20 protein-coding genes are annotated in these 23,836 nt (G+C 57.6%); 8 read left to right on the forward strand and 12 right to left on the reverse strand.

Annotation, left to right across the window (positions count from 1 at the left end):
- Positions 1–78: 78 nt before the first annotated feature.
- Positions 79–399, forward strand: coding sequence for a heavy metal-binding domain-containing protein (locus BMF08_RS13060; RefSeq protein ID WP_072567997.1), 321 nt, complete (start codon positions 79–81; stop codon positions 397–399).
- Positions 399–1,229 carry an N-acetylmuramoyl-L-alanine amidase gene (locus tag BMF08_RS13065; RefSeq protein WP_072567998.1) on the forward strand — a complete coding sequence of 277 codons (831 nt, stop codon included), beginning with the start codon at positions 399–401 and terminating at the stop codon, positions 1,227–1,229. Before BMF08_RS13060 ends, BMF08_RS13065 begins: the two co-directional genes overlap by 1 nt.
- 7 nt (positions 1,230–1,236) lie before the next feature.
- Here BMF08_RS13065 and BMF08_RS13070 read toward each other — a convergent pair whose 3' ends face one another.
- From BMF08_RS13070 to poxB, 3 genes are all read right to left on the reverse strand, one after another.
- Positions 1,237–2,250 (reverse strand): NAD-dependent epimerase/dehydratase family protein, encoded by a 1,014-nt coding sequence (locus BMF08_RS13070; RefSeq protein ID WP_072569427.1) that lies wholly within the window; start codon positions 2,248–2,250, stop codon positions 1,237–1,239.
- Positions 2,251–2,396: 146 nt separating this feature from the next.
- Positions 2,397–3,398: a low-specificity L-threonine aldolase gene (gene ltaE, locus BMF08_RS13075; RefSeq protein ID WP_072567999.1), complete on the reverse strand. Its 1,002-nt coding sequence runs from the start codon at positions 3,396–3,398 to the stop codon at positions 2,397–2,399.
- A 38-nt stretch (positions 3,399–3,436) separates the two neighbouring features.
- The gene (gene poxB, locus BMF08_RS13080; protein ID WP_072568000.1) at positions 3,437–5,155 is read right to left on the reverse strand and encodes a ubiquinone-dependent pyruvate dehydrogenase; all 1,719 of its coding nucleotides are present in this window, start codon (positions 5,153–5,155) and stop codon (positions 3,437–3,439) included.
- Between the two features lie 151 nt (positions 5,156–5,306).
- Between poxB and BMF08_RS13085 the strand changes: the two genes are divergently transcribed.
- Complete coding sequence (locus BMF08_RS13085; RefSeq protein ID WP_072568001.1) at positions 5,307–5,741, forward strand: DoxX family protein; 435 nt, start codon at positions 5,307–5,309, stop codon at positions 5,739–5,741.
- Positions 5,742–5,878: 137 nt separating this feature from the next.
- Here the strand turns inward: BMF08_RS13085 and hcr are convergent, their stop codons facing one another.
- From hcr to BMF08_RS13100, 3 genes are all read right to left on the reverse strand, one after another.
- Entirely contained in the window at positions 5,879–6,847 is a 969-nt protein-coding gene (gene hcr / locus BMF08_RS13090) for an NADH oxidoreductase (RefSeq protein WP_072568002.1), read from the reverse strand.
- A gap of 10 nt (positions 6,848–6,857) precedes the next feature.
- Positions 6,858–8,510 (reverse strand): hydroxylamine reductase, encoded by a 1,653-nt coding sequence (gene hcp / locus BMF08_RS13095; RefSeq protein WP_072568003.1) that lies wholly within the window; start codon positions 8,508–8,510, stop codon positions 6,858–6,860.
- A gap of 144 nt (positions 8,511–8,654) precedes the next feature.
- Positions 8,655–9,554, reverse strand: a complete 900-nt coding sequence (locus BMF08_RS13100) for a lysine exporter LysO family protein (protein ID WP_072568004.1) — start codon at positions 9,552–9,554, stop codon at positions 8,655–8,657.
- 202 nt (positions 9,555–9,756) lie between these two features.
- Between BMF08_RS13100 and BMF08_RS13105 the strand changes: the two genes are divergently transcribed.
- Positions 9,757–11,415: an ATP-dependent endonuclease gene (locus tag BMF08_RS13105; RefSeq protein WP_072568005.1), complete on the forward strand. Its 1,659-nt coding sequence runs from the start codon at positions 9,757–9,759 to the stop codon at positions 11,413–11,415.
- Here BMF08_RS13105 and BMF08_RS13110 read toward each other — a convergent pair.
- The gene (locus tag BMF08_RS13110) at positions 11,412–12,365 is read right to left on the reverse strand and encodes a VirK/YbjX family protein (RefSeq protein WP_072568006.1); all 954 of its coding nucleotides are present in this window, start codon (positions 12,363–12,365) and stop codon (positions 11,412–11,414) included. The two genes, BMF08_RS13105 and BMF08_RS13110, sit on opposite strands and share 4 nt — an antisense overlap.
- A 158-nt stretch (positions 12,366–12,523) precedes the next feature.
- Between BMF08_RS13110 and macA the strand changes: the two genes are divergently transcribed.
- A complete protein-coding gene (gene macA, locus BMF08_RS13115; RefSeq protein WP_072568007.1) occupies positions 12,524–13,639 on the forward strand; it encodes a macrolide transporter subunit MacA in 1,116 nt (371 codons plus the stop codon).
- Positions 13,636–15,582, forward strand: coding sequence for a macrolide ABC transporter ATP-binding protein/permease MacB (macB, locus tag BMF08_RS13120; RefSeq protein WP_072568008.1), 1,947 nt, complete (start codon positions 13,636–13,638; stop codon positions 15,580–15,582). The genes macA and macB overlap by 4 nt, the downstream gene beginning before the upstream one ends.
- A 65-nt stretch (positions 15,583–15,647) precedes the next feature.
- Here the strand turns inward: macB and cspD are convergent, their stop codons facing one another.
- The gene (gene cspD / locus BMF08_RS13125) at positions 15,648–15,887 is read right to left on the reverse strand and encodes a cold shock-like protein CspD (protein WP_072568009.1); all 240 of its coding nucleotides are present in this window, start codon (positions 15,885–15,887) and stop codon (positions 15,648–15,650) included.
- A gap of 327 nt (positions 15,888–16,214) precedes the next feature.
- Here cspD and clpS point away from each other — a divergent pair, with 327 nt between their 5' ends.
- Positions 16,215–16,535 (forward strand): ATP-dependent Clp protease adapter ClpS, encoded by a 321-nt coding sequence (gene clpS, locus BMF08_RS13130; protein WP_072568010.1) that lies wholly within the window; start codon positions 16,215–16,217, stop codon positions 16,533–16,535.
- A gap of 29 nt (positions 16,536–16,564) precedes the next feature.
- A complete protein-coding gene (clpA, locus tag BMF08_RS13135; protein WP_072568011.1) occupies positions 16,565–18,841 on the forward strand; it encodes an ATP-dependent Clp protease ATP-binding subunit ClpA in 2,277 nt (758 codons plus the stop codon).
- 137 nt (positions 18,842–18,978) lie between these two features.
- Here the strand turns inward: clpA and infA are convergent, their stop codons facing one another.
- The 4 genes from infA to cydD all read right to left on the reverse strand — a co-directional run bounded on the left by infA (position 18,979) and on the right by cydD (position 23,716).
- Complete coding sequence (gene infA, locus BMF08_RS13140; protein WP_002211347.1) at positions 18,979–19,197, reverse strand: translation initiation factor IF-1; 219 nt, start codon at positions 19,195–19,197, stop codon at positions 18,979–18,981.
- 285 nt (positions 19,198–19,482) lie between these two features.
- On the reverse strand, positions 19,483–20,187 hold the full coding sequence (gene aat, locus BMF08_RS13150; RefSeq protein ID WP_072568012.1) for a leucyl/phenylalanyl-tRNA--protein transferase: 705 nt from the start codon (positions 20,185–20,187) through the stop codon (positions 19,483–19,485).
- A 40-nt stretch (positions 20,188–20,227) separates the two neighbouring features.
- Positions 20,228–21,949 (reverse strand): heme ABC transporter ATP-binding protein/permease CydC, encoded by a 1,722-nt coding sequence (gene cydC, locus BMF08_RS13155; protein ID WP_072568013.1) that lies wholly within the window; start codon positions 21,947–21,949, stop codon positions 20,228–20,230.
- Complete coding sequence (cydD, locus tag BMF08_RS13160; RefSeq protein WP_072568014.1) at positions 21,950–23,716, reverse strand: heme ABC transporter permease/ATP-binding protein CydD; 1,767 nt, start codon at positions 23,714–23,716, stop codon at positions 21,950–21,952.
- Positions 23,717–23,836 lie beyond the last annotated feature (120 nt).

A 23,836-nucleotide genomic window follows, 5' to 3' on the forward strand; every position in this document is an offset into this window, starting at 1 on the left:
ACCTACTGTCTGTTCAATGATAGCGTATCGGTTTGATTATGCGCGCGTTAGGCACTGAACGTTAAAAGGAGAAGCACCATGCAATTTTCAACCACCCCAACGCTTGAAGGCCAGCCGATTGTAAAATATTGCGGCGTGGTCACCGGGGAGGCGATTCTGGGCGCGAATATCTTCCGCGATTTTTTTGCCGGGATCCGCGACATTGTCGGCGGTCGCTCAGGCGCTTATGAAAAAGAGCTGCGTAAAGCGCGGGAAATCGCCTTTCGCGAGCTGGAAGAACAGGCGAAAGCGCTTGGCGCAGACGCGGTAGTCGGTATTGATATCGACTACGAAACCGTCGGTAAGGACAGCAGTATGCTGATGGTGAGCATCAGCGGTACGGCAGTGAAAACCCGCTGATGAAAAGCTGGTTTGGGCTGATTGCGCTGGCGCTGCTGCTCACCGGTTGCGCCAGCGAAAAAGGCGTGGTGGATAAAGCTGGCTATCAGCTGGATACGCGCCATCAGGCGCAGGCGGCCTATCCGCGTATTAAGGTGCTGGTGATCCACTACACCGCCGACGATTTTGACGCCTCCCTGGCGACGCTGACCGACAAACATGTCAGTTCGCACTACCTGATCCCGGCACGGCCACCGCTGCATCAGGGCAAGCCGCGGATCTGGCAACTGGTGCCCGAGCAGGATCTGGCCTGGCATGCGGGCGTCAGCTTCTGGCGCGGCGCAACGCGCATTAACGATACTTCCATCGGCATTGAACTGGAAAACCGCGGCTGGCAAAAGGTTGCCGGCAGCAAGCGCTTTACGCCCTTTGAGCCGCAGCAAATTGCCGCGCTGGTGCCGCTGGCGAAAAACATCATCGATAGTTACAACATACTTCCGCAGAACATTGTGGCCCACTCGGACATTGCGCCACAACGCAAGGACGACCCCGGTCCGTTATTCCCCTGGCAGGCGCTGGCGCAGCAGGGGATAGGCGCATGGCCGGACGATGACCGCGTAGCGTTTTACCTGAACGGCCGCGATCCCGCGACACCGGTCGATCAGGCGCAGCTGCTGGATTTGCTGTCGCGTTATGGCTATGAGGTGAAACCGGAGATGACACCCGCGCAGAAAAAGCGGGTGATCGTGGCATTCCAGATGCATTTCCGTCCGGCGCGCTGGGACGGTGTGGCAGATGCGCAGAGCCTGGCGATTGCCGAAGCGCTGCTGGAAAAGTACGGGCAGGGCTGAACAGGCCTCAGCGGTGTAACTTACCGTGATCTTTCAGCCACAGCGCCGTGCGGCGAATGCCTTCATCAAGCGTAACCTGCGGCTGATAGCCCAGCTCCGTCTGCGCGCGTGACGTATCCAGCGTGAAATCAAAGTTCAGCTTCGCCACGCCGTAGTGGGTCAGGGCGGGCTCTTTCGCTTTTTTATCGCCAAAACGCTCCAGACTGCGGGCGATCATATCCAGCATCGGCCACGGCACGGAGCGGATACGGCAATCGATACCCAGTTCGTCAATTAATCGCTGCACGATAGTCCGCAGCTTCACCGGTTCGCCGTTGGTGATGTTGTACGCCCGGCCCGACGGCAGCGCATCGCACACCTCCTGACTTGCCAGCCACATCGCGTGCACGGCATTCTCGAAATAGGTCATATCCACTAACGCATCACCGCCGCGCGGCAACAGCACGCTGCGGTAGTGGTGCATCATCTGGGCAAGACGCGGGATAAACACTTTATCGTGCGGTCCGAACAGGCTCTGCGGACGCAGCACGGTGAAGCGGGTGTTGGGGTTCGCCTGCGCCAGCATATGCACCACGTCCTCCGCCGCCGCTTTACTGCGGGCGAATTCGTTGGCGTAGCGCAACGGACGGAAATCTTCCTGAATGTTCCGGTGATGGTGATAATCAAAATAGACGGACGGCGAGGAGACGTGAATAAAGTTACGCACGCCCCAGGCCACCGCCCACTCACCCAGACGACGGGTAGCGCGCACGTTAGCCAGATCGAAGGCTTCCTGGGTGCCCCAGGGCGAGGTAAAGCTGGAGCAGTGCCACAGCGTATCCACGCCTGCCAGCATCACTTTTGCCTGGGAAGAGACCAGCTCCGTCAGATCGGCCTGTACAAATTCAGCGCCCATTTTTTGCAGCAGCTTGCCCATCGCTTCATTGCGACCTGTCGCCCTGACGCTGACGCCTTTCTGCCGCAGAAACTCGACCGCGTTTCGGCCTAAACCGCTGGTTGCGCCCGTGACCAGAACCTTCATAGCAATCCACTGTGTTGAAAAGAATTTCGTGCGCATTCTTCCGTGAAAAACGGCTGGTTGCAATGGGAAAGGTGAAAGATTACCGCTTCCATTCAGACTTTCTCTCTATTTTGTTCTGTCGGGCGCGTGATGTGGCCTTCCGCGCCTTAGCGTTGTAAAAAGGCCTGCCAGTGCGCCACCAGTTCCGTCAGCTGTTCGCGGCTGACGTCAAGATGCGTTACCAGACGCGTCACCGGCGAGGCGTTCAGCAGCACGCCGCGCGCCTGCATAAATTCGCCCAGCGCCGCGGCATCTTCTTCGCCCACGCGCACAAACAGCATATTGGTTTCCTGACGGCTGACGTCCGCCCCGATATCACGCAGCTGCGCTGCCAGCCAGGCGGCGTTGTCGTGATCCTCTTTCAGACGCTGGACGTTATTTTTCAGGGCGTACAGACCGGCTGCCGCCAGAAATCCCGCCTGGCGCATTCCGCCGCCGGTCATTTTCCGCCAGCGCAGCGCGCGTTTGATGTAGTCATGGTTGCCCACCAGCAGCGAGCCAACCGGCGCGCCCAGGCCTTTCGACAGGCAAATGGTGAAGGAGTCGCAATACTGCGTGATCTCTTTAAGCTCGCAGCCGTATTCCACCACGGCGTTAAAGATACGCGCGCCGTCCACGTGCAGCGCCAGGCCTTTCTCACGGGTAAAGTCCCACGCCTGCTGTAAATAGTCGCGCGGCAGCACTTTGCCGTTATGGGTGTTCTCCAGGCTCAGTAAGCGGGTGCGGGCGAAGTGAATATCGTCGGCTTTGATTTTGGCCGCCACTTTGTCCAGCGGCAGGGTGCCGTCCGGGCTGGCGTCGATGGGCTGCGGCTGAATACTGCCCAGCACCGCGGCACCACCGGCTTCATACAGATAGTTATGCGCGCCCTGGCCGACGATGTACTCCTCGCCGCGCTCGCAGTGGCTTAACAGCGCCACCAGATTCGCCTGGGTGCCGGTGGGTAAAAACAGCGCGGCTTCCTTGCCGCTGAGTTCCGCCGCGTAACGCTGAAGTTCGTTCACGGTCGGATCATCTCCGTACACGTCATCCCCGACCGGGGCGGCCATCATATAGCGACGCATATTGCGCCCGGGGCGGGTGACGGTATCACTGCGTAAGTCGATCACGGCATTTCCTTATTTTGACTCAGAATTGTCCTTCTGTTTTACCTGAGCCAGTTGGTTTTCGCCAGTTCCATGACCTCATCACCGCGCCCGTTGATGATTGCGCGCAGCATATACAGGCTGAAGCCTTTGGCCTGCTCCAGTTTGATCTGCGGCGGCATCGCCAGTTCTTCTTTGGCGACCACCACATCGATCAGCACCGGGCCGTCGATGGCGAAAGCGCGCTGCAGGGCGTCGTCCACTTCGGAGGATTTCTCGACGCGAATACCGGTGATACCGCAGGCTTCGGCGATACGCGCGAAGTTGGTATCCTGTAAATCGGTGCCGTCAGTCAGATAGCCCCCGGCTTTCATCTCCATCGCCACAAAGCCCAGCACGCTGTTGTTAAAGACGATGATTTTCACCGGCAGCTTCATCTGTACCACGGAAAGGAAATCCCCCATCAGCATACTGAAGCCGCCGTCGCCACACATTGCCACCACCTGGCGGTCCGGCGCGGTGGCTTTTGCGCCCAGCGCCTGCGGCATGGCGTTCGCCATTGAGCCGTGGTTAAAAGAGCCGAGCAGACGGCGTTTGCCGTTCATCTTCAGATAACGCGCCGCCCAGACGGTGGGCGTGCCGACGTCGCAGGTGAAAATCGCATCGTCATCGGCGTAATGGCTGATCTGCTGCGCCAGGTATTGCGGATGCACGGCTTTTTCGCTTGGCTTCGCCAGATCGTCGAGGCCTTTACGCGCATCACGGTAATCTTCCAGCGCTTTATCAAGGAAGCGGCGGTCGGTTTTCTCCTCCAGCAACGGCAGCAGGGCGGTGAGGGTGGCGTTGATGTCGCCGATCAGCGCCATATCCACTTTGCTGTGCGCGCCAATGCTCGCGGGGTTGATATCGATCTGGATGATTTTGGCGTCGGTCGGGTAAAACGCGCGGTACGGGAACTGGGTGCCGAGCAGGATCAGCGTATCGGCATTCATCATCGCGTGATAGCCGGAGGAGAAACCGATCAGCCCTGTCATGCCAACGTCATACGGGTTGTCGTACTCCACGTGCTCTTTGCCGCGCAGGGCGTGGATAATCGGCGCTTTCAGTTTAGCGGCAAACTCGATCAGCGGCTGGTGCGCCCCGGCACAACCGCTGCCGCACATCAGCGCGATATTGCTGGAGTAGCGCAACAGCTGCGCCAGTTTTTTCAGCTCCTCATGCGTCGGCGTGATCACCGGCTGCGGCGCGTGATACCAGTGGGCGCTGGCGGTTTCAGGCGCGGCCTGAAGCGCGACGTCGCCTGGCAGTACCACCACCGACACGCCGCGGTTGAGAATGGCTTTGCGCATGGCGATGGCCAGTACCTGCGGGATCTGCTCGGGGCTGGAAACCAGCTCGCAATAGTGGCTGCACTCACGGAACAACTCTTGCGGGTGGGTCTCCTGGAAATAGCCGCTGCCGATTTCGCTGGACGGGATATGCGCGGCAATCGCCAGCACCGGCACGCGGTTGCGGTGACAGTCAAACAGGCCGTTGATCAGATGCAGGTTACCCGGTCCGCATGAACCGGCACAGACCGCCAGTTCGCCGGTCAACTGCGCTTCTGCACCGGCGGCAAAGGCGGCGACCTCTTCATGGCGGGTCGGCATCCATTCAATGGTGCCCATACGGTTGAGGCTATCGCTTAGGCCATTCAGAGAATCGCCGGTGACGCCCCAGATGCGTTTTACGCCAGCCTGTTCGAGTGTTTTGGCGACAAATGCGGCTACGGTCTGTTTCATAATGTCTGGTGTCCTTGTTAAAAGTCTCGTTAACAAGCGTAGATGAAAATGGCCGTCACACTTTTATCAGCCCTACAGCTAACAGGGGTTTATTTCCGCCAGCATTCGGAATAATCTGCAAGCCACATAATGAAAACAGGAATCATTTCAAATGGTTAAATCAATGTTAAATGCAGTTAACAGAATGTTTGCGCATGAAGATGCGGGCAAGTTTTTACTGCGTCTGACGGTGGGCGGGCTGATGTTATTTCATGGACTGCATAAGCTCTTTGACGGGATTGACGGCATCAGCGGCATGCTGGTGGCAAAAGGGTTGCCGGGTTTTATCGCCTACGGCGTGCTGCTGGGGGAAGTGTTGTGTCCGCTGCTGGTGATCCTGGGCGTGCTGACGCGTCCGGCGGCGCTGGGCATTGCGTTCACGATGGTGGTGGCGTGGCTGATGGTCGGCATTAATAAAACCGGCGCGCTGGATGTGACCGGCGCCTGGGCGATTGAAAGCCTGGTCTATTTCTTTGTGGCGTCGATCGCGGTGGCGTTGCTAGGCGCGGGACGGTATTCCTTTGCGCCCTCGGCAGAATGGCGTTAATAGCCTTGCCCGGCGGCGCAAGCTTGCCGGGCCTACAGGTGTGCAGTTGTGTAGGCCGGGTAAGGCGTAAGCCGCCACCCGGCATTTTTCAGTTGTCCAGGCCGGGTAAGGCGTAAGCCGCCACCCGGCGCTATTTATTACGCCAACACTAAATCACTCTGCGGATGGCAGGAGCAGGCCAGCACATAGCCCTCTGCCACCTCCGCATCGCTCAGCGTCATGCTGCTGGTTACGCTGTAATCCCCGGAAAGCACCCGCGTTTTACAGCTGCCGCACACGCCCGCACGACAGGCGGCATTAACCGGCACCTTATTGCTTTCCATCGCTTCCAGTAACGTGCTGCCAACCGGCGCATAAAAATCCCGCGCCGGTTGTAGCTTGCTGATTTTCAGCCCGCCTGTTGCCGCGGCAGCGGCGGGTACAAAGAACTGCTCTTTAAAGAAGCGGGTCACGCCCAGCGCTTTCACCTCTTTTTCCACCAGATCCATGTACGGTGCCGGGCCGCAAGTCATGACGGTACGCGAGGCCAGATCCGGCACGGATTTCAGCAACTCCGTGGTCAGGCGTCCGGAGACAAAACCGTGAGTGGCATTGTTTTCCGCCACCAGCGTCACCGGATAACGACGCCACTCATCGGCAAAAATGACATCTTCCGGCGAGCGGACGTTGAAAATCACCTGCACATCGGCGTCAGGGCGATACTTCGCCAGCCAGCGGCGCATTGACATAATCGGCGTCACGCCACAGCCCGCCGCCAGCAACAGCAGCCGATCGTTAGGTTCGTTATCACAGGTGAATTCCCCCTGCGCATCGGAAAGCCACAGATAGTCGCCGCGCTTCACGTCGCGGGTCAGCCATTCCGAGCCTGCGCCGCCGTCCAGACGACGGATGGTCAGCGTGATGTATTCGCTGACCCCAGGCGTTGAGGAGAGCGTATAGGCGCGCAGCGTATCGGCGGAATTACGAATGCTGACCAGCGCATACTGGCCCGCACGGTACGGGTAGTAGTCATGGCATAACAGCGACAGCGTCCACACATCAGGCGTTTCCTGTGTGATGTGGTGAACCTGCATACGCCATGGACATTGGGCTACGGGCATCGTCATAACGTCCTCCTTACGCGCTCAGCAGTTGCTGAATGTCCTGTTCCACGGTGGTCACGGAACGCAGACCAAACTTCTCATTCAGTACCGCCAGCAGATCCGGCGTCAGGAAGCCTGGCGCGGTCGGGCCGGTAACAATATTGGTGACGCCGAGCGACAGCAGCGTCAGCAGAATAACAATCGCTTTTTGTTCAAACCAGGAGAGCACCAGCGACAGCGGCAGATCGTTCACGCCGCAGCCCAGTTTTTCCGCCAGGGTGACCGCCAGAATAATCGCCGAATAAGCATCATTACACTGACCGGCATCCACCAGACGCGGCAGTCCTTCGATGTTGCCGAAGTCCAGCTTGTTAAAGCGGTATTTCCCGCAGGCGAGGGTGAGGATCAGGCAGTCATCCGGCACGCTGGTGGCAAAATCGGTAAAGTAGTTACGCTCGCCGCGTGCCCCGTCGCAGCCGCCGACGAGGAAGATGTGACGCAGTTTTTCACGGCTTACCAGATCGATCAGCGTATCTGCCGCGCCGAGCAGCGTCTGACGGCCAAAGCCCACGGTGATCAGATGTTCAATTTCGCTGAACGGGAAGCCCGCCATCTGCTGTGCCTGGGCGATCACCGGCGCGAAATTGTCACCTTCCAGGTGGCTTACGCCCGGCCAGCCGACGATGCTGCGCGTCCAGATACGATCGTCATACGCGCCGACCGTCGGGTCGATAATGCAGTTCGAGGTCATCACAATGGGGCCAGGGAAGCGGGCGAATTCCACCTGCTGATTCTGCCAGCCGCTGCCGTAGTTACCCACCAGATGTTTAAACTTACGCAGTTCGGGGTAGCCGTGCGCCGGCAGCATTTCGCCGTGGGTATAAACGTTCACGCCGGTGCCTTCGGTCTGTTGCAGCAGGTTGTAGAGATCTTTCAGATCATGACCGGAGATCAAAATACATTTACCGGCAGTGGCTTTGACGTTCACCTGGGTCGGGGTCGGATGGCCGTAGGTTTCGGTTTCACCGGCGTCGAGGATGCTCATCACTTTGAAGTTCATCTGGCCGATTTCCATCGAACATTCCAGCAGCGCATTCATATCCGCAGGCCAGGTGCCAAGCCACGCCATAATTTTGTGATACTGGGCGTAGATGGCGTTATCGTACTGGCCCAGCACGTGAGCGTGTTCCATATAGGCCGCCGCCCCTTTCAGGCCGTACAGGCACAGCAGGCGCAGGCCGAGAATATTGTCGCCGATGTCGGCTTTGTCTTTGTTCGGCGTGAAGGCTTCTGCCTGACGCTGCAACTCGCCCAGATCGTCGCTCACCAGTTGCAGATCCGCCAGCGGATGATCCACGCTGGCCGCCGGATCGATGCTCTGGCACAGCGCTTTCAGGGCTTCACGTTTCGCAATGGCGTCACGGGCATAACCCACGATACGCGGCGAATCGAAGTTTACGTTAGTTAAGGTGGAGAAGAAGGCGCGCGGCGCAAAGTTGTCGATCTCATGGTCGATGAGATCATAGTCGCGGGCTTTTACCGCCCAGGCGGATAACCCCTGCAGCGCCGCAATCAGCAGATCCTGCAAATCAGAAGTTTCTGCGGTTTTACCGCACATCCCCTGCGCGTAAGAACAGCCGTTGCCAGCCGGAGTACGGATAGTTTGCTCACATTGCACACAAAACATGATCACACCTGTATAAGTTATATTTAAAATGCATGTTTAAGCTTATGCCGCTGACGCAGGGGTTTAAAGTGATTTGTATGACTACTTGCAGGGAGATTGATTTAACGCAATTTCAGGCGGTAGTGACCTACCGCCGGAGGGGTATCAGGCGGAGAAAAAGGCCATTAACAGCGGTACCAGCAGACTTAACACAAAACCGTGCACAATGGCGGCGGGAACCATCTCCAGCCCCCCGCTGCGTTGCAGTACCGGCAGCGTGAAGTCCATGGAGGTGGCGCCGCATAATCCCAGCGCGGTAGAACGGCTACGGCGCACCAGCGCCGGGATCAGCATAATGGCGATCAGTTCACGGCCCAGATCGTTAAAGAAGGCGGCGCTGCCAATGACCGGGCCAAAGGATTCGGTCAGCAGGATACCGGAGAGGGAATACCAGCCAAAACCGGACGCCATAGCTAAACCGGTTTTCAGCGGCAGATCAAGGATCAGCGCGTTAATTATGCCGCCCGCCAGCGAGCTTAACAGTACCACCACGGCGACAATCATCCCGCGGCGGTTCAGCACGATCTGCTTTAAGGTCATGCCGTTATTACGCAGCTGAATGCCAATCAGGAACAGGAGGAAAATCAGCGTATATTCGCTGGCTTCGGTGGCGTGCTGCAGGAATGTCAGCCCGCTGAGGCCAATTATAAAACCGAGCACCACCACGCCGCACAGCTTAAGGGATTCCAGCGCCATGGCCACCCGCGACGGTAATTTTTCCTGCTGGTGCTGATGATGCCAGGGCAGGGCGCGTTCAAGCCATAACAGGGCGGCAATATTACACAGCATAATAATGACGATGCTGACCGCGGAATAATGCAGTATGGCCAGCAGATTGGTCGCCAGATTATCGAGAAAGGCCAGGCTTATCCCCATAAAAAAAAGAATGACGTACACGATCCAGCTTAATAAGCGGTTAATCAGCTTAAGGGCGGCGGTATGGTGCAGGGGAATGAGATAACCCACGATAAGCGGGATAAGTATGATGAGTAGTCCTGATAACATGAACAGCCTGGATCCTTTGCTTAAAAATGAAATAGCGCCGTAACACACTACTCAATCCGCTTAAGTGAGTAAAGAAGCAGAAATAAAGAAAAATTATGCAGATGTGATGTCCGTATATTCTCTCAGGTCTTGATATATTTTACTTTTTTCCGGCCCGCTATACTGTTGTACTCAATGGAGCGCCATTATTGCCGGAGGAGTTATGCTGCTGGAACGCGTGGACATTGCCGGATTTCGCGGTATTAACCGATTATCTCTGCTGCTGGAAGAAAATAATGTTCTGATCGGCGAAAACGCGTGGGGTAAATCCAGCCTGCTGGATGCGCTGACGCTGTTATTATCACCTGAATCCACGCTTTATCATTTCACGCGCGATGATTTCTGGTTTCCCCCGGGCGATGTTATGGGGCGCGAACACCATCTGCATATCATTCTGACCTTTCGTGAAACCGAGCCGGGGCACCGCCATGCCCGACGTTACCGGCCGCTGACCGATTGCTGGGTGGCCGGAGACGATGGCTATCACCGGATATTTTACCGGCTGGAGGGCGAGCTGGGAGAAGACGGCAGCGTGATGACCCTGCGCGGTTTTCTGGATGCCGGAGGGCAACTGCTGCCGCTGACAAACATCGATGAACAGGCGCGGCATCTGGTGCGTCTGATGCCGATATTGCGCCTGCGGGATGCCCGTTTTATGCGCCGCATTCGCAACGGTACGGTGCCGGAAGCGCCGGATGTGGACGTCACCGCCCGGCAGCTTGATTTTCTCGCCCGCGAACTGGTATCGCGTCCGCAAAACCTTAGCGACGGGCAGATACGTCACGGGCTGACGGCGATGGTACAGCTGCTGGAGCACTATTTTGCCGAACAGGGCACCACCCAGGCGCGGCATCGTCTGCTGCGTCGCCACGCCCACGATGAGCAGCGCAGCTGGCGCTATCTCGATATTATCAACCGGATGATCGACAAACCCGGCGGCCGCAGCCACAGGGTCATTTTGCTGGGGCTGTTTTCCACCCTGTTACAGGCGAAAGGCACAATACGGCTCGATAAAGACGCGAGGCCGCTGTTGCTGATTGAAGATCCGGAAACCCGCCTGCACCCAATCATGCTGTCGGTGGCCTGGCAGTTGCTGAACCTGCTGCCGTTGCAGCGCATCACCACCACTAACTCCGGCGAGCTGCTGTCGCTGACGCCGGTGGAGCATGTCTGTCGGCTGGTACGCGGCTCCTCCCGCATCGCCGCCTGGCGACTGGGACCGGGCGGCATGAACGCCGAAGACAGCCGCCGCATCGCGTTTCATATCCGCGCTAACCGCCCTTCGTCGCTGTTTGCCCGCTGCTGGCTGCTGGTGGAAGGGGAAACGGAAACCTGGGTGATCAGCGAACTGGCGCGCCAGTGCGGTCATCATTTTGACGCCGAAGGGATCAAAGTGATCGAGTTCGCCCAGTCCGGCCTGAAACCGCTGGTGAAATTCGCCCGTCGCATGGGGATTGAATGGCATGTGCTGGTGGATGGCGACGAGGCCGGGAAAAAATACGCCGCCACCGCCCGCAGTATGCTGGACGGCAATCGCGATCATGAACGCGATCACCTGACGGCCTTACCGGCGATGGACATGGAACATTTTATGTATCGCGAAGGCTTCGCCGACGTTTATCACCGGGTGGCGCAACTGCCGGAAAATGTGCCAATGAATATGCGGCGGGTGATCATCAAAGCCATTCACCGCTCATCGAAACCGGATCTGGCGATAGAAGTGGCGATGGAAGCGGGGCGACGCGGCGTGGATGCCGTGCCGCTGCTGCTGCGCAAGATGTTTTCCCGCGTGCTGTGGCTGGCACGCGGGCGGGCAGATTAGCCCATCGCGCGCTGCACCTGCGTCAGCAGGCTGTCGAGCAGTTCATAACGGCGGCGATACTCCGCGCGTTTTTTGCTGGCGATCTCCTCCATGGGCTTGCGCGGCATCGCCAGCGGCATCTGATAATCGCCCCTGGCCGTCGGCTCGCCGCCCAGCGACAGCCAGAAGCCATCGTAATCGGCGTGCAGTTTGTCCTGCTTTTTCTGGCGGTAGCGCCAGTTGCGATAAATATGCGTATGGTTACTGACCGCGAGGATCTGCGCCACCCCAAGCTTTTCACCCATTGCCATGGCCGCTTCCACCAGCAGGCGTTTAGGGAACAGGCCGTGGCAGGCTTTGGTGGCGCTCTGGATCAGTTGATGATCGACATGGGCTTTCGCGCCCTGTAAACCGCCGACATAAAGCGTGTTTTTGCCCTCCACCGGGCAGAGGGTAAAAGTCAGCTCCGCCAGCACCGTCTGCTCAGCATCGCAAAACACCAGCGTCGCTTCCCCTTCTTTGTCCAGCATCGCATCCGCGCGCAGACGCAGGCTGTAGGGCCGATCGTTTTTGCCGTTAAGGGTCGCCAGTTCCACGCCGTGACGGGAAAGGTAGCCATTGAGTACGCCGGCAGGCAGTTGCTGCATCAGGCTCTGGTAATGCCAGCGCAGGGCGTCAATCGCCGTCTGCCGCGAGATGTTCACCGACAGCCAGGGACGATGCAGACGGCACGGCAGGCCCGGCTGCGCATTGAGAAGTTGCAGCAGGCACGGCTGTCTGACCAGAATGGACATCCACTTTGCGGTAGCGAAGGGCGTCGCCAGCGAGCGAAGCACAAATTTCCGGCGGTAGGCCGGGTTTTGCCAGGCCAGCCCGGGGATCAGCATTCCGCTGGCTAAATGGCGGAAAAGCTGCCAGCCTGTTTCAGGTTGCGGCAATGCGGAGTGTGGAGTGGCAACGAATGTAGACATGATAAACCTGCGCGTAATAACCAGGCATTCATTTCAGCAAGGACACTCTCAACGCCACCTCAATGGGTTTGCGGGATAAAATAAAGGTGGGGTTTCGTTGACCCTCCGTTTAGGTAGAATTCATCATTACTGAAGTCAGCTCAATTACTGGAATTTATATGAAGCTAAAGGGAAAACGCAGGAAGGTCGTATTGTTGCTGACCGTGCTGGCGCTGATTGCCGGATTCTGGCTGTGGCGGCAGCTCAATGCGCCGCTGCCGCAGTACCAGACGCTGATCGTCCGGCCGGGTGATTTGCAGCAAAGCGTGCTGGCCACCGGCAAACTGGATGCGCTGCGCAAAGTTGACGTGGGTGCGCAGGTGAGCGGTCAGTTGAAAACGCTGTCGGTGAATATTGGCGATAAAGTGAAGAAAGATCAGCTGCTGGGCGTTATCGATCCGGAGCAGGCGCAGAACCAGATCAAAGAGGTGGAAGCCACATTAATGGAGCTGCGCGCGCAGCGCCGCCAGGCGGATGCGGAAAGACGTCTGGCGCAGGTGACGCTGGGCCGTCAGCAGCAACTGGCGAAAACCCAGGCGGTGTCGCGCCAGGATCTGGATACTGCCATCACTGAGCTGGCGGTAAAAGAGGCGCAAATCGGTACCATCGACGCGCAAATTAAACGTAATCAGGCAACGCTGGATACGGCTAAAACGAACCTCGAATACACGCGCATCGTCGCGCCTATGGCCGGGGAAGTGACGCAAATCACCACCCTGCAGGGCCAGACGGTGATCGCCGCGCAACAGGCGCCGAACATTCTGACGCTGGCGGATATGAGCACCATGCTGGTGAAAGCCCAGGTCTCTGAGGCGGACGTCATTCATCTCAAACCCGGCCAGAAAGCCTGGTTTACCGTGCTGGGCGATCCCCTCACCCGCTATGAAGGCGTGCTGAAAGATATTCTGCCCACGCCGGAAAAAGTGAACGACGCGATTTTTTATCATGCCCGTTTTGAAGTGCCGAACCCGAAAGGCGTGCTGCGTCTGGAGATGACCGCGCAGGTGCATATTCAGCTTTCAGGAGTGAAAAATGTGCTTACCGTGCCGCTGTCGGCGTTGGGCGATCCCATTGGCGATAACCGTTACAAGGTCACGCTGCTGCGCAATGGCGAAACCCGCGAGCGCGAAGTGACTATCGGCGCGCGTAATGACACCGATGTGGAAGTGACCAAAGGTCTGGAAGCGGGCGATGAAGTGGTGACGGGCACCACAACGCCCGGAGTGACGCCATGACGGCGCTGCTCGAACTGCATGACATTCGCCGCAGCTATCCCTCCGGCGAAGGCCAGGTGGAAGTGCTGAAGGGGATCACCCTTAGTATTGAAGCGGGTGAAATGGTGGCGATTGTCGGCGCGTCCGGCTCCGGCAAATCAACGCTGATGAATATTCTGGGCTGCCTGGATAAGCCCTCCAGCGGCACCTATCGCGTGGCGGGCAGCGATGTCGCCCTGCTGGATAAAGACGCGCTGGCCCGCCTGCGCCGCGAGCATTTTGGCTTTATCTTTCAGCGCTACCATCTGCTGTCGCACCTGACGGCGGCGCAGAACGTCGAAGTGCCCGCGGTCTACGCCGGTACCGAGCGTAAAGCTCGTTTACAGCGGGCGCATGAATTACTGCAACGGCTGGGGCTGGGGGAGCGGGAAGGTTATCAGCCGTCGCAGCTGTCCGGCGGCCAGCAACAGCGCGTCAGTATTGCCCGCGCGCTGATGAACGGCGGCCAGGTGATCCTCGCCGATGAGCCTACCGGGGCGCTGGACTCGCGTTCGGGCGAAGAAGTGATGGCGATCCTGCATCAGCTGCGCGACAACGGTCACACAGTGATCATCGTCACCCACGATCCGCTGGTGGCGGCGCAGGCCGAACGCATCATTGAGATCCGCGACGGGGAAATCATCAGTAATCCGCCGCCGCGATCCCGCGCTGCCGCCAGCGCGGATCGCCATGTGAATACCCGGCCGGAAAGCGGCTGGCGACAGTTCAGCAGCGGATTTCGCGAAGCGCTGACCATGGCCTGGCGGGCGATGGCCGCCAACAAAATGCGTACTTTGCTGACCATGCTGGGGATCATTATCGGCATCGCCTCGGTGGTCTCGATTGTTGTGGTGGGGGATGCGGCGAAACAGCTGGTGCTGGCGGATATACGCGCCATCGGCACCAATACCATTGATGTCTATCCCGGCAAAGATTTTGGCGATGACGATCCGCAGTATCAGCAGTCGCTGAAATATGACGATCTGGTGGCCATTCAGAAGCAGCCGTGGGTCAGCTCCGCCACGCCTGCGGTATCGCAAAGCCTGCGTTTACGTTACGGCGGCATTGACGTCGCCTCCAGCGCCAACGGCGTCAGCGGGCAGTATTTTAACGTTTACGGCATGACCTTCAGCGAAGGGGCGACCTTTAACGACGAACAGCTGAAAGGGCGCGCGCAGGTGGTGGTGCTGGACGCCAATACCCGGCGGCAGCTTTTCCCTAATAAAGCGAAAGTGGTGGGCGAGGTGATCCTCGTTGGCAATATGCCCGCGACGGTAATAGGCGTGGCGGAAGAGAAGCAGTCGATGTTCGGCAGCAGCAAAATTTTGCGCGTCTGGTTGCCGTATACCACCATGTCCGGGCGCATCATGGGGCAGTCCTGGCTTAACTCGATCACCGTGCGGGTGAAAGAGGGCTACAGCAGCGAACAGGCGGATCAGCAGCTGACGCGGCTGCTCTCCCTGCGCCACGGTAAAAAAGATTTCTTCACCTGGAATATGGACGGCATCTTGAAAACGGCGGAAAAGACCACACGTACATTACAGCTGTTTCTGACGCTGGTGGCGGTGATCTCGCTGTTGGTCGGTGGTATTGGCGTGATGAATATCATGCTGGTGTCGGTGACGGAGCGTACGCGTGAGATCGGCATCAGGATGGCGGTCGGCGCGCGGGCCAGCGACGTGCTGTCACAGTTTCTTATTGAAGCGGTGCTGGTGTGTCTGGTGGGCGGGGCGCTAGGCGTGAGTTTATCCATGCTGATTGCCTTTACGCTGCAAATTTTCCTGCCCGGCTGGGAAATTGGTTTTTCACCGGTGGCGCTGTTGACGGCGTTTATTTGTTCAACCTTCACCGGCGTGCTCTTTGGCTGGCTACCCGCCCGCAATGCGGCGCGGCTGGATCCGGTGGATGCGCTGGCGCGTGAGTAAATAAAAATGCCAGCCCGCGGGCTGGCATTTTACTGGCAGGCTGTACACAATGAAACGAAGCAGGACTACGCGACGGCCTCGGCAATCGCAACGGCTTCCGTTTCAAGGGGAACAATGAGGCTGGCATGATTGCCTTTCGGTCCCTGATGTACATCAAACCGGACCATCTGCCCGGCTTTGAGCGTTCTGTAACCATCCATCTGGATGGTGGAATAATGAGCGAAAATGTCTTCGCCGCCGCCTTCAGGGCAGATAAAGCCGAACCCTTTGGCGTTGTTGAACCACTTAACAGTACCCGTTTCCATGCTTCGACATCCTTCGTAAATCTTATTTAAGTAAGATGGAATGAACCGGTGGCAGAGAGGGCAGTTGTTCAAAACGTCGCCAACTCCCGACCTGTACAATTTAGATATTTCGGGCTTTGGGTCAAGCGTTAGGGTGTGCAGCGAAGCATGATTGAGTCAAAATTTTGAAGCAGTTAACGCAATTGCGGTAGTTTGTGACAGCCATCGCGGATGGCAATGATAGATGATAGTTATCTCACTTATGATGTAGATTCAAAATGCATCTAGACTCAAGTTACTGACAGTGTGCACGCTGTTGGCAACTTCAACCGAAGATGAATACGAGCGATGGGCAAGACCAATACCTGGCTGGATTTCGACCAGCTGGCGGCAGATAAACAGCGCGAAGCGCTAAAACCGCCATCCATGTATAAAGTAATGTTAATGAACGATGATTACACGCCGATGGAATTTGTTATTGACGTGCTACAAAAGTTCTTTTCTTATGATGTAGAACGCGCAACGCAATTGATGCTCACCGTTCACTATCACGGGAAAGCTATCTGTGGTGTGTTTACCGCCGAAGTTGCGGAGACCAAGGTGGCGATGGTGAATGAGTATGCCCGGGAGAACGAACATCCATTGTTGTGTACGTTAGAAAAAGCCTGATCAAGGCAAACTATTGAGGGGGGTGCCCAATGCTCAACCAGGAACTGGAACTCAGTTTAAACATGGCTTTCGCCAGAGCGCGCGAGCACCGACATGAGTTTATGACCGTAGAGCACTTGTTACTGGCGTTGCTCAGTAACCCATCAGCTCGCGAAGCACTCGAAGCGTGCTCCGTGGACCTGGTCGCGCTGCGTCAGGAACTTGAAGCCTTCATCGAACAAACCACACCCGTGCTGCCGCTCAGCGAAGAGGAGCGGGATACCCAACCTACGCTCAGCTTCCAGCGTGTGTTGCAGCGCGCGGTCTTCCACGTTCAGTCATCCGGCCGCAATGAAGTGACCGGTGCGAACGTGCTTGTCGCCATTTTCAGCGAACAAGAGTCGCAGGCAGCCTATCTGCTGCGCAAACATGAAGTTAGCCGTCTTGATATCGTGAATTTCATTTCACATGGTACGCGTAAAGATGAGCCAGGCCAGTCGTCCGAACCCGGCAACCAACCTAATACTGAAGAGCAGGCAGGCGGGGAGGAACGTATGGAAAACTTCACCACCAATCTTAATCAGCTTGCTCGTGTCGGCGGAATTGACCCGCTGATCGGCCGCGATAAGGAGCTGGAGCGCACCATTCAGGTTCTGTGCCGTCGTCGCAAAAACAACCCGCTGCTGGTGGGTGAGTCCGGCGTGGGTAAAACCGCCATTGCTGAAGGCCTCGCCTGGCGTATTGTGCAGGGCGACGTGCCGGAAATCATGGCCGATTGTACGGTTTATTCGCTGGATATTGGTTCGCTGCTGGCGGGCACTAAATACCGTGGCGATTTCGAAAAACGCTTTAAGGCGCTGTTAAAGCAGCTGGAGCAGGATACCAACAGTATTCTGTTCATCGACGAAATCCACACCATTATCGGTGCGGGCGCTGCGTCGGGTGGCCAGGTGGATGCCGCTAACCTTATCAAACCGCTGCTCTCCAGCGGTAAGATCCGCGTGATGGGTTCCACCACGTATCAGGAGTTCAGCAACATCTTCGAGAAAGATCGTGCGCTGGCGCGTCGTTTCCAGAAAATCGACGTCACCGAGCCGTCTGTAGAAGAAACCGTGCAGATCCTGAACGGGCTGAAGCCGAAGTACGAAGCGCACCACGACGTGCGTTACACCGCGAAAGCGGTACGTGCGGCGGTGGAGCTGGCGGTGAAATATATCAATGACCGTCACCTGCCGGATAAGGCGATTGACGTGATCGACGAAGCGGGCGCGCGTGCGCGTCTGATGCCGGTCAGCAAACGTAAGAAAACCGTCAACGTGGCGGACATCGAATCCGTGGTGGCCCGCATCGCACGTATTCCTGAGAAAAGCGTCTCGCAGAGCGATCGCGATACGCTGAAAAACCTCGGCGACCGCCTGAAAATGCTGGTCTTCGGGCAGGATAATGCGATTGAGGCGTTAACCGAAGCGATTAAGATGAGCCGTGCCGGTCTTGGCCAGGATCATAAACCTGTTGGCTCTTTCCTGTTCGCCGGGCCGACCGGGGTCGGGAAAACCGAGGTGACCGTGCAGCTGTCGAAAGCGCTGGGCATTGAGCTGCTGCGTTTTGATATGTCCGAGTATATGGAACGCCATACGGTCAGTCGTCTGATCGGCGCGCCTCCGGGATACGTCGGCTTCGATCAGGGCGGACTGTTAACGGATGCGGTGATCAAGCATCCGCATGCGGTACTGCTGCTGGATGAGATCGAGAAAGCGCACCCGGATGTCTTTAACCTGCTGTTGCAGGTGATGGACAACGGCACGCTGACCGATAACAACGGGCGTAAAGCAGACTTCCGTAACGTGGTGCTGGTGATGACTACCAACGCCGGGGTACGTGAAACCGAGCGTAAATCCATCGGCCTGATCCACCAGGATAACAGCACCGATGCGATGGGCGAGATTAAGAAGATCTTTACGCCGGAATTCCGTAACCGTCTCGACAATATTATCTGGTTCGATCACCTCTCTACCGAGGTTATCCATCAGGTGGTCGACAAATTTATTGTCGAACTCCAGGTGCAGCTGGATCAGAAAGGCGTGTCGCTGGAAGTCAGCCAGGAAGCGCGCGACTGGCTGGCAGAGAAAGGCTATGACCGTGCCATGGGTGCGCGTCCGATGGGACGTATCATTCAGGATAACCTGAAAAAACCGCTCGCCAACGAACTGCTGTTTGGTTCGCTGGTGGACGGCGGCCAGGTGACAGTGGCGCTGGATAAAGAGAAAAATGAACTGACCTACGGTTTTCAGAGTGCCCAGAAGCACAAAGCCGAAGCCGCGCATTAATCTCTTTTAAATAAAACAAAACCGGGTGAAAACCCGGTTTTTTTATGGCTGTACTTTTTCGCGGCAAATAAAAAAGGCCGGGATTGCCCGACCTTTAGTCTTTCTATACGCCAGTGAAGGCGTAGCAGCGATTGCTATTAGCGACTACGGAAGACAATGCGGCCTTTGCTCAGGTCGTACGGGGTCAGCTCAACAGTCACTTTGTCGCCCGTCAGAATGCGGATATAGTTTTTACGCATTTTACCGGAGATATGCGCAGTTACCACGTGACCGTTTTCCAGCTCAACGCGGAACATGGTATTAGGTAACGTATCCAGTACGGTACCCTGCATTTCAATATTGTCTTCTTTGGCCATCTAGTCCTCGGGGGTATCACTACCAAAATTTTTTTGAACCGGCAAGATAATGCCGAAATTCATCAGTTAAGTAAAGATTTGCGCGGATAATTACGCAGCAAAGTAACCTTGGCGTATTGCCCACATTATAAACCGACGCGTAAAAGCGCGAACGTAAAGGGGAGCGACAAGATAAACGAAGGGCGTTACCTGATTCGAGCTAGTCCCAAACGGTGGCGGGGCAACAGGCAGAAGCTACTCTGCGCGTCCATTATAACACTCTGACAAGAAATGTGCCGAAAACATTCACCGCGTGGGCGTAAATAACGTCCGCGGCACCCAAAAATGTGGCGGCATCTTTTGCAGACGCATCGCATTCAGGTGTTGCAGATATTCCCGCCGCGGAATATCTGTCGCGCCGAGAGAGGCGGTATGTTCATTTAATACCTGGCAGTCGATCAACTGGCCGCCCTGACGCAGGAAATCCTCGCACAATACCAGCAGCGCCGTTTTCGAGGCGTTCACCCGGCGGCTGAACATTGACTCGCCGCAAAACAACGCGCCCTGCGACACGCCGTACATGCCGCCAACCAGCTCATCCCCTTCCCAGACTTCGATGGAATGGGCGTAGCCCAGCTCATGCAGACGATGATACGCCAGCACCACATCCGGCGTGATCCAGGTACCTTCATCACGATCATGGGCGCAGCCTGCGATCACCCGTCCAAAATCATGATTGAGGGTGACGCGGTAAGGGGAACGCTTGTGAAAGCGGGCCATGCTGCGGCTGAGGTGAAACTGTTCCGGCCACAGGACGGCGCGTGGATCCGGCGACCACCACAGGATAGGGTCGCCCGGAGAAAACCAGGGAAAGATGCCGCGCTGATAAGCCATCAGCAGGCGGGCAGGGCTGAGATCGCCGCCCAGCGCCAGCAGCCCGTTAGGTTCACGCAACGCCCCTTCGGGCGAGGGAAAAGCAACAGAATGACGAGATAACTGAACCAGGCGCATGACCACAACGCTCCACAACGCAACAAGGAATGATTCAAATTTACAGCCGTTGCTTAAACCGGTAGTAGCGACCCTGTTTTGCCATTAACGCTGCGTGATTACCTTGCTCAATTATTTCACCGTTGTCCATCACTATTATTTGATCGCATTGCGACAAACCACGCAAACGGTGGGTAACCATCAGCACCGTTTTGCCTTTCGTCACTTCAGCAAGCAAATCAAGGATTTGACTTTCAGTGGTGGCGTCCAGCCCTTCGGTCGGTTCGTCCAGTAAAAACAGCGGCGCATCATGCAGCAAAGCACGGGCGATCGCCAGACGGCGCAGTTCGCCGCCGGAGAGCTGCCTGCCGCCTTCGCCCAGCCAGCTGTTCAGCCCGCCGTCATCAAGCAACTTTTCCAGCCCGACCTGAGTCAGCACTGTCGCCAGCGCCTCATCGGAAGCGGCAGGGGAGGCTAACAGCAGGTTATCACGCAGGGTGGCGCTGAACAGATGCACCCGTTGCGGCACCACGCTGATGGTGGCGCGCAGGGCGGCTTCGCTGAGACTTGTCAGCGGCTGACCGTTCAGCAGGATCTCGCCCTGCTGCGGATCCCATGCCCGCGTCAGCAGTTGCAGCAGCGTTGATTTACCGCAGCCGGTGCGTCCCAGAATGGCCACACGCTGCCCGGCGGTCACTTCCAGCGATACGCCTTTCAGCGCTGGCTGTACCTGTTGCGGATAGGTGAAGGACACGGCGTCAAGCCGCAGATCGACCTGCGCAGGCATGGCCGTTTCCCCGGCAGAGAAAGTCACTTCCGGCGGGCAATCGGTGATCTCGGTGATACGACGCGCAGAGGCGATCACCTGGCCTAAATGCTGGAACGCGCCTGTCACTGGTGCCAGCGCTTCGAAGGCGGCCAGCGCGCAGAAAACAAAGAGCGCAATCAGCGGACCGGGCTGGGTATTGCCGCCCACGCCGCCCGCCGCCAGCCACAGCATGGCAATCACCGCAAAGCCGCTAATCAGCAGCATCAGCGCCTGGGCAAGCGCCGTCAGTTCAGACTGACGACGCTGGGCGTCATGCCAGCTTAATTCGGTATTCTCCATCTGCTCACGGTAGCGTTGGCTGGCGCCAAAAATGGTCAGCTCAGCCTGGCCCTGCAACCAGCTGGTCAGGTGCTGGCGATACTGACCGCGCAGCGCGGTCAGTTTTTCACCGGTGGATTTACCCAAGCGGTAAAACAGCGGCGGCAGCAGGAGTAAGGTCAGCAGCATAATGCCGCCGAGCGTCAGCGCCAGCGTGACATCCAGCACGCCAAGACCCAGCGTCACCACAAGGATGACGACCAGCGCGCCGACCAGCGGCGAAATCACCCGCAGATAGAGATGATCCAGCGTATCCACATCCGCCACCACGCGGTTTAGCAGATCGCCCTGACGGAAACGCGCCAGCCCGGCAGGAGAAAGCGGCAGCAGCTTGCTGAAGGTGGAAACGCGCAGATGAGAAAGAACGCGGAAGGTGGCATCGTGGCTGACCAGCCGCTCAAAATAGCGGCCAGCGGTGCGCGTAATGGCCGCGCCACGCACCCCGGCGGCGGGAAGCATATAGTTAAAACTGTAAATACCCGCCACGCCAACCACCGCCGAGGCGGAGAGGAACCAGCCGGAGAGGGTCAGCAGACCGATACTGGCCAGCAGCGTCACAATGGCGAGCACCACGCCCAGCGTCAGCAGCCATTTATGGCGTTTATATAATGCGAGATAGGGAAGGAGCGCGCGCATTTAAATTTCCTCCTGGCGATGGGCGAGCAGGGCGGCGAAAGGCCCGCCTGCGGCGGCGAGAGCGGTATAATCGCCTTGTTCAACCAGCCTGCCGTTTTGCATCACCCAGATACTGTCCCAGTTCGTCAGTCCTTCCAGTTGGTGGGTCACCATCAGGGTGGTCTGACGCAGCGAGGCGGTATTCAGCGCCTGCATGACACGCTGTTCGCTGTGCGCATCCAGACTGGCGGACGGCTCATCCAGCAGCATCAGCTGGCTGGCATTCAGCAGCGCACGCGCAACGGCCACGCGCTGGGCCTGCCCGACGGACAGACGCGCCGCCTGATCGCCCACTGGCGTATCGATCCCCTGTGGCAACTGCGGCAAAAATTCGCTCACCCAGGCGGCGTCCAGCACGGCTTTAAGCTCTGCTTCGCTGGCGTCCGGCCGGGCCAGCAGCACGTTATCGCGCAGCGTGGTCGCCGGAAGCTGTGGATTCTGCCCGACCCAGCTTAGCTGCCTGCGCCACGCCAGCGGATCGAGATCGCGCAGCTCGACGCCGTTGATTTGCAGCGATCCTTCATAGCTGAGAAAACCGGAGAGGGCGTTAATCAACGAGCTTTTCCCGGAACCGCTTTGCCCGACCAGCACCACGCGCTGCCCGGCAGGAAGGGTAAAATCGAGCGGCCCAGCAAGGATCGCGCCTTCCGGTGATTTAATCACCGCGCCGCGGGCCATCACGCTGACCGGCTCATCGGTATTCAGCGTGCGTTCGCCGCGTTCCGGCCATGCCAGCGGCGTTTCGAGGAAGGTTTTCAGGCTGTCAGCCGCGCCAACGGCCTGCGCTTTTGCATGATAGAAGGTGCCCAGATCGCGCAGTGGCTGGAAGAACTCCGGCGCGAGGATCAGCGTCAGGAAGCCCGCAAACAGCGTGACGCCTGCGCCATAGTGACCAAAATTCAACTCGCCCAGATAAGAGAAGCCGAAATACACCGCGACCAGCGCAATAGAAAGGGAGGTAAAGAATTCCAGCACGCCGGAAGATAAAAACGCCATGCGCAGCACTTCCATCGTGCGGCTGCGGAAATCCTGGGATGCCTGGCGAATATTCTCGGTTTCCGCTTCACCCCGACCAAAAATGCGCAGCGTTTCCATACCGCGCAGGCGGTCCAGAAAATGCCCGCTTAATCTGGCCAGCGCTTTAAAATTGCGGCGGTTCGCATCTGCGGCGCCCATGCCGACCATCGCCATAAACATCGGGATCAAGGGCGCGGTGCCGAGCAAAATCAGCGCGGCGGCCCAGTTGGTCGGGAAAATCGTCAGCACAATCAACAGCGGTACGCTGGCAGCCAGCGCCATCTGCGGCAAATAGCGCGCATAGTAATCGTGCATGTCGTCGATCTGCTCAAGGATGAGCGTCGCCCAGCTGCCCGCCGGTTTTCCCTGGATCCACGCCGGGCCTGCCTGTTGCAGACGGTCCAGCACCAGACGGCGGATCTCATAGCGGATGTGCAGACCGGCATGGAAGCCGACGCGTTCGCGCAGCCACACTACCCAGGCGCGGAGAATAAACACCAGCACCAGCAGCACAAAGGGCAGCAACAGCGCCTCGCGGGGAATATTTTCCATAATCATATGATTAAGGATGGTGGCCAGCAGCCAGGCCTGAGCCACGATCAATATGCTGCTGACAAGCCCCAGAATGCGGGAGGTCATCAGCCAGCGACGGGAAATTACGCTTTGCTGTTTGAGCCAGCGGGTTAGTTCTTGTTGACGGGTTTTATTCATTGCGCGCTTAGCAGGTAAAGTGACCATAAATTTATGCACGGCAATGTTACAACGGCGAAAAAATAAAGGCGACTGATAGTCGCCTTCTTTACTTTGTCTTTAAGTGCCTTACTCGCTGAA

Origin of the sequence: Enterobacter sp. SA187 (assembly GCF_001888805.2) — a bacterium.
Taxonomy (GTDB): domain Bacteria; phylum Pseudomonadota; class Gammaproteobacteria; order Enterobacterales; family Enterobacteriaceae; genus Enterobacter_D.

Bases quoted from the DNA above. Each gene is read 5' to 3' on its own strand.
- cydD (WP_072568014.1), bottom strand. From the start codon at position 23,716: ATGAATAAAACCCGTCAACAAGAACTAACCCGCTGGCTCAAACAGCAA.
- cspD (WP_072568009.1), bottom strand. From the start codon at position 15,887: ATGGAAACGGGTACTGTTAAGTGGTTCAACAACGCCAAAGGGTTCGGC.
- BMF08_RS13105 (WP_072568005.1), top strand. From the start codon at position 9,757: ATGCTGCTGGAACGCGTGGACATTGCCGGATTTCGCGGTATTAACCGA.
- clpS (WP_072568010.1), top strand. From the start codon at position 16,215: ATGGGCAAGACCAATACCTGGCTGGATTTCGACCAGCTGGCGGCAGAT.
- BMF08_RS13065 (WP_072567998.1), top strand. From the start codon at position 399: ATGAAAAGCTGGTTTGGGCTGATTGCGCTGGCGCTGCTGCTCACCGGT.
- aat (WP_072568012.1), bottom strand. From the start codon at position 20,187: ATGCGCCTGGTTCAGTTATCTCGTCATTCTGTTGCTTTTCCCTCGCCC.
- infA (WP_002211347.1), bottom strand. From the start codon at position 19,197: ATGGCCAAAGAAGACAATATTGAAATGCAGGGTACCGTACTGGATACG.
- clpA (WP_072568011.1), top strand. From the start codon at position 16,565: ATGCTCAACCAGGAACTGGAACTCAGTTTAAACATGGCTTTCGCCAGA.
- BMF08_RS13110 (WP_072568006.1), bottom strand. From the start codon at position 12,365: ATGTCTACATTCGTTGCCACTCCACACTCCGCATTGCCGCAACCTGAA.
- BMF08_RS13070 (WP_072569427.1), bottom strand. From the start codon at position 2,250: ATGAAGGTTCTGGTCACGGGCGCAACCAGCGGTTTAGGCCGAAACGCG.
- cydC (WP_072568013.1), bottom strand. From the start codon at position 21,949: ATGCGCGCGCTCCTTCCCTATCTCGCATTATATAAACGCCATAAATGG.
- hcr (WP_072568002.1), bottom strand. From the start codon at position 6,847: ATGACGATGCCCGTAGCCCAATGTCCATGGCGTATGCAGGTTCACCAC.
- macB (WP_072568008.1), top strand. From the start codon at position 13,636: ATGACGGCGCTGCTCGAACTGCATGACATTCGCCGCAGCTATCCCTCC.
- macA (WP_072568007.1), top strand. From the start codon at position 12,524: ATGAAGCTAAAGGGAAAACGCAGGAAGGTCGTATTGTTGCTGACCGTG.
- hcp (WP_072568003.1), bottom strand. From the start codon at position 8,510: ATGTTTTGTGTGCAATGTGAGCAAACTATCCGTACTCCGGCTGGCAAC.
- BMF08_RS13060 (WP_072567997.1), top strand. From the start codon at position 79: ATGCAATTTTCAACCACCCCAACGCTTGAAGGCCAGCCGATTGTAAAA.
- BMF08_RS13100 (WP_072568004.1), bottom strand. From the start codon at position 9,554: ATGTTATCAGGACTACTCATCATACTTATCCCGCTTATCGTGGGTTAT.
- poxB (WP_072568000.1), bottom strand. From the start codon at position 5,155: ATGAAACAGACCGTAGCCGCATTTGTCGCCAAAACACTCGAACAGGCT.
- BMF08_RS13085 (WP_072568001.1), top strand. From the start codon at position 5,307: ATGGTTAAATCAATGTTAAATGCAGTTAACAGAATGTTTGCGCATGAA.